The organism is Candidatus Desulfolinea nitratireducens, assembly GCF_982879505.1.
Window position 1 is genome coordinate 1 of record NZ_CEYOSI010000253.1, and the last position, 4604, is coordinate 4604.

The 4604-nt window shown below is 45.2% G+C and carries 6 protein-coding genes; all 6 read right to left on the reverse strand.

The genetic code is table 11. From position 1 onward, the window contains the following. Window positions 1-1270, reverse strand: a 1270-nt coding sequence (locus AC3DOM_RS15850) for a HAMP domain-containing protein (RefSeq protein ID WP_487920014.1), incomplete at its 3' end; no start/stop codon positions are given. Next, entirely contained in the window at window positions 1263-2192 is a 930-nt protein-coding gene (locus AC3DOM_RS15855) for a GGDEF domain-containing protein (RefSeq protein WP_487920015.1), read from the reverse strand. The genes AC3DOM_RS15855 and AC3DOM_RS15850, both read right to left, overlap by 8 nt. A 467-nt stretch (window positions 2193-2659) precedes the next feature. After that, on the reverse strand, window positions 2660-3670 hold the full coding sequence (locus tag AC3DOM_RS15860) for a HAMP domain-containing protein (RefSeq protein WP_487920016.1): 1011 nt from the start codon (window positions 3668-3670) through the stop codon (window positions 2660-2662). Window positions 3671-3884: 214 nt separating this feature from the next. Beyond that, a complete protein-coding gene (locus AC3DOM_RS15865) occupies window positions 3885-4115 on the reverse strand; it encodes a PIN domain-containing protein (RefSeq protein WP_487920017.1) in 231 nt (76 codons plus the stop codon). A gap of 2 nt (window positions 4116-4117) precedes the next feature. Beyond that, window positions 4118-4258 (reverse strand): hypothetical protein, encoded by a 141-nt coding sequence (locus tag AC3DOM_RS15870; RefSeq protein ID WP_487920018.1) that lies wholly within the window; start codon window positions 4256-4258, stop codon window positions 4118-4120. After that, the gene (locus AC3DOM_RS15875; protein WP_487920019.1) at window positions 4255-4467 is read right to left on the reverse strand and encodes an AbrB/MazE/SpoVT family DNA-binding domain-containing protein; all 213 of its coding nucleotides are present in this window, start codon (window positions 4465-4467) and stop codon (window positions 4255-4257) included. Before AC3DOM_RS15875 ends, AC3DOM_RS15870 begins: the two co-directional genes overlap by 4 nt. Window positions 4468-4604 lie beyond the last annotated feature (137 nt).

The following is a 4604-nucleotide window of genomic DNA, read 5'->3' on the forward strand; positions in this document are numbered from 1 at the left end:
GCATATTTTCCTCGATTTCCTCAGCCAGGCCCTTGATCACACCAAGCGGATTCTTTACATCGTGGGCGATTCCAGCGGCCAACTGCCCGACGGCGGACAGTTTTTCGGATTGTGCAAGTTCAGATGTGCGGTCTTGCAGATTAGCTACCATCTTGTCAAATTCATGCCCCAGTTGACCAATCTCATCCCTCCTGCTTAGGTGAGCCCGTTGGTCAAGATCTCCAGAACCGACTGCCACAGCTGCATCACGCAGCCGCAATATGGGGCGGGCAATAGTAACTGCAAGTATGTACCCGATTACGACGATTCCCAATGTCGCTAAAGTGAAGATTATGCTCAGCGTGACCTGACTTGTTGACTCTGTGGCGACAACAAAATTCGTGGGTAGGGCAATCCCCAGAAACCCAACTTTTTTTTGTCTTAAAATCAATTGAGAATAAAACACTTCGTAACCCCTCGCAGATATGGTTACATCTTTTGATAAGGAGATGACGAGCTCTTCCACTTCATTTGGACTCAGCATCAGGTTGTTTCTTCCCTCATCAATGAAAGGAAATGTTGAGTCCAGAACATGCCCGGATGTGTCCAATAGAATCGTATCAGCGAGGGCCTGAGATTTTATTGTCTTAACCAAAGAATCTACATTGCTTCCTATGAGGATAACGCCAACTAATTGAGACTGGGAGTTATAGACTGGGGCGCTGGTCATAAGATAAGTACCAATTTGAGTCGTGTCGAAGGCAGAAAATTTATCCCCGACCTCATCGCTAAAGCCAATCATCGGTAACCTTACTAATCCCAGCCCAGATAAATCAGCTCCAAATGAGTTTGCATAGTCTCCAGTGTCGGGATTCTGGATAATGCTCATTATTTCGATACCATTTCGATCTGTCAAGGTCAGTAATTGAACGTTTTCATTGACTACCAGAGGAAAAAGCAGGCTTTCTAGTTCAGTTCTGTTTTCTGTCTCGAGGGCATTTGAGACCCCTTCCGTAAACGCCATAAGACGGAGATTATCCAGATGGGCTTCTTCACGATTTACAATGCCGTCTGCTGCAACCCGACTGGCCTCCAGCAATTGATTGGAAAACCTTTCACGCAATGACGAGGTCACCAACCGAGTAACAATATAAATGCCAATCCCCGAGACCGCGAGTGTCAGGATGACATAAGGTATGATTAATTGCAGCCTAAGACCATAAAACCAATCTTTTAGCTTCGATAGAGGAAACTGATGCCCATTTATCGTAAGTGAACGTAATTTATTCATTTATTACCGTAACAAACTGATCAACTGAGTTTTTGGACTGATACATGGCATGATCGGCGGCCTGAACAAAATCATCAGCCCCAAGATAAGATTCATTCCACTGAGCAATCCCAATGCTAATTGAAATATCAACATCTACAAAATCCAGCTCCCGAATATTATCGAAAATCCGGCACGCAAGCACTCTAGCTTCTTTCCCATTGATACCGGGATTAATAACAAGGAACTCATCCCCGCCAAAGCGGAAAGCAATATCTATCGTGCGTATGTCCTTTTTGAGCACTTGTCCAACCAGGCTAAGAACTTCATCGCCGATAACATGTCCTAAGGTGTCATTGATCCGCTTCATGCCATCTATGTCTACCATCATCAATGAAAGGGGATGCTTTAAGCGTTTGGCATGTTCGATCTCTTTTACCAATTCGCTATTCATTCGATGGCGATTGTACAATCCGGTTAAGGGATCAAATTCTGCCATATGTTGGATCTCTTCGAGAAGGCGAGCGTTCTCTTTTGACTGGTGAACCTGGTTTAAGGCTCGATGAACAGTTATCTCAAACACTTTCAGGGATTCCAGTGGTTTTGTTAAATAGTCGAAAACCCGATACCTTAGTGCTTCAACCGCATTTTCAATGGAACCGTGTCCGGTAATTACGATGATTGCCAGATCTGGGGCATATTTTTGAGTGGATTGAATAACATCAAGACCGCTAACACCTGGCATCTGCATATCCAGGATCAGGAGATCAAATTTATCATTCTTGATTGCTTCAATTGCTTTGCTGCCGTCTGTGACAGCAACTACACGATGGCCCATTTTCTCTACCCGCCGTGTTATCAAAGCAAGAAAATTCTCATTATCATCCGCTATTAAGATACTGGCGCCACCAGTAATTTGATTGTTAGTTATGTTGTTTCTCAAGCCATCTCCATTATCTGGGTTCATACTAAAAAAAGCCATCCTCTATACTGATATGCAGCATGGTTCAAAATTAATCATACACTAAAATTAATCCGTTAAACATAATTATTTCATGCCTTTCATATCTGTTAAGACCCTTTCTTGACAAGAAAATTGGGGCAGTTCAGTATAATTTCCAATATGAAAACAATAACCTGCCCTGAGGGCAGATTATTAGGAAGATAATGAGTTGCTTTTATGTGCATTTTTTAGGTGGACTACCTGAAATTCGAACGCTGAACCTGCTGATTATTGCTTTGTTCTGACAACACTTAATCAATCGGCTTCTTGCATAGCCCCTTTTTGCCTCTGCTTTCGCAGCCCGGCCTATTTTTTGGCACTTTTCGCCCAGCTGAGACTGACGGCGAGGGGGTTACGATCGCCGGGATTACAACAAGAGATATGATTTCTACGATAATCTGGTCAATTCAATCTTCGCCCTTCGATTTTCTTAGATCATTCACCTGCTTCACCAGTTCATTGAAATAGTCTGTCTTGGTGATTTCGTGTATATCCCGCTCCTTTTTTGCTTCATCAATCTTAATGAATATCTCCACTTTCAAGCGTAAATCACTTACTTCTTCCTTTAGAGATTGCTCACGCTCATAGACCTGTGCTGCCATATTCGAAAAAACGCGAGCCAGAGCGCCCATTTCATCGCTTCGTTTTTCTACCTCCTTTAAATTTACATCTTCGATATGGCCCTTTTCTACTGCCTGAGAAGCGTCAACCAGCGCAGCGATCGGTTTACTGATGATTGATGAAAGCCACCAGCCTCCCAAAAGCGCCAGGCCTGCGACTGCGACCAGGGTGGCAACTGCCTGGGTGCGGGCTTTGATATAGATCTGCTCGGCTTTTTCTTCCGTTTCCTGGATCGGCGCGTAAAATTCATCAATATAGGTGGTCGCCGCTATCCTGAGATTTGTATCTCCCACAGGCACACATTCCATAAATTTATCGCGGAACGAATCATCGGGTTCCTTCCAGAGATAATAGGAACCGACCTTCGTTCCGTCCAGGCTGGCCTCGAAGATCGCCCAGAATTCGGGCAGGCTCTCTTCAAAGACATGCATATCCTGGCCGACCAATGCCGGGTTGGCGTGGGAGTAAACGATCCCCTGATCATCATATAAGGCGGTGTAGCCGGTTGTCCCCACGGACTGGACTGCGATTGCGGCAAGTTCTGAATCTGCCAGCAGCAGGTCCGGGTCCGTCAACAGCGCCGGATGGGCCTCAAGATACAGGGCGATTTGTCGGGCTGTATCCAGGGCCTTTTGCTGGATGGAAGCCTCCCCCAGTTCCTTCATCAATTCAGTACTTTCAGAAACCGTCAAATCCCCCACATCCTGGATGGGCTGCAACATGGTCATCCCAAGGATGCCAAGGGGAAGAACGGTCAGGACGAAGAAGGTCAGAAATAACCGCAGGCGAATACTCATTTGCTTTTCCTTTGCTCTGGTTCTGGTGGATCCTATCCATTATATATAGGGTTTGATCAGATAGGCAAATTCTTTTCACCTTTTTGCATTACGATAGCATTACAGGGTCAGGCTTCGAATTTGCGTCCGCGCCCTGCGCGCTCAGGAAATTAGGACTGCATTAATCTTTCTTAATTTCACCTTTCCAATCTCAACCGGCCAACCTGATTACCTTCTACTTCTTAGGAATATAATTAACGCCTGCTATCCCTTCAAAATCAACATCTTGAGTCCAAAGTGTGGCTTCATGAGTCTGCGAAGTGGACAGAATTATGCTTTCTGCCATGGCTATCTTCAAATCGGCAGAAAGTTTGGCAGCTTGCAAGGCGATTGGTGCGGTTAAGTCAGCGATCTGTCCCTGATGCATATCTCCAATATGAACCAGGGCAATTTGCTCATCACGCAAGCTCAGCAGACGCCTGAAAACTTCATTGACCAGATTGCCGGGACAATCAGATGCTCAGCATCTTCAATCGCAGGTGCGAAAAAGGATGCGTTTTCACCGTCGGAAAAACACTTCAGCCAGCCAGAAGAATCGACGACATTCATATTTCTCGATCCACTTTTTCGCGCTGGGGATCAGGTTCAATTCCCCGCAAAGATCCCCTTGCCTCCTGGATCGGTCGGATGGGGATCATGACAATATGTTTCCCGTACGCGATCATTTGCATTTTCTGACCAGGCTGAATATGAAGTGATTGGCGCACTTTCAGGGGGATGACCACCTGATATTTGGTGGAAACAGTGACTGTATTCATACATATCTCCTATCGACTAGAATAACGTAAAACGATTTTACTATAATTCAATATCACCAAAAAGTGCGGATTCCGGTGAAATCATCCACTGATTCCGGTTTATGTCGTCCACTTTAGCGAAAAACAAAACTGGTGAA

Excerpts from the sequence above, each read along its gene's own strand:
- AC3DOM_RS15860 (WP_487920016.1), bottom strand. The coding sequence starts at position 3,670 with ATGAGTATTCGCCTGCGGTTATTTCTGACCTTCTTCGTCCTGACCGTT.
- AC3DOM_RS15870 (WP_487920018.1), bottom strand. The coding sequence starts at position 4,258 with ATGAATGTCGTCGATTCTTCTGGCTGGCTGAAGTGTTTTTCCGACGGT.
- AC3DOM_RS15875 (WP_487920019.1), bottom strand. The coding sequence starts at position 4,467 with ATGAATACAGTCACTGTTTCCACCAAATATCAGGTGGTCATCCCCCTG.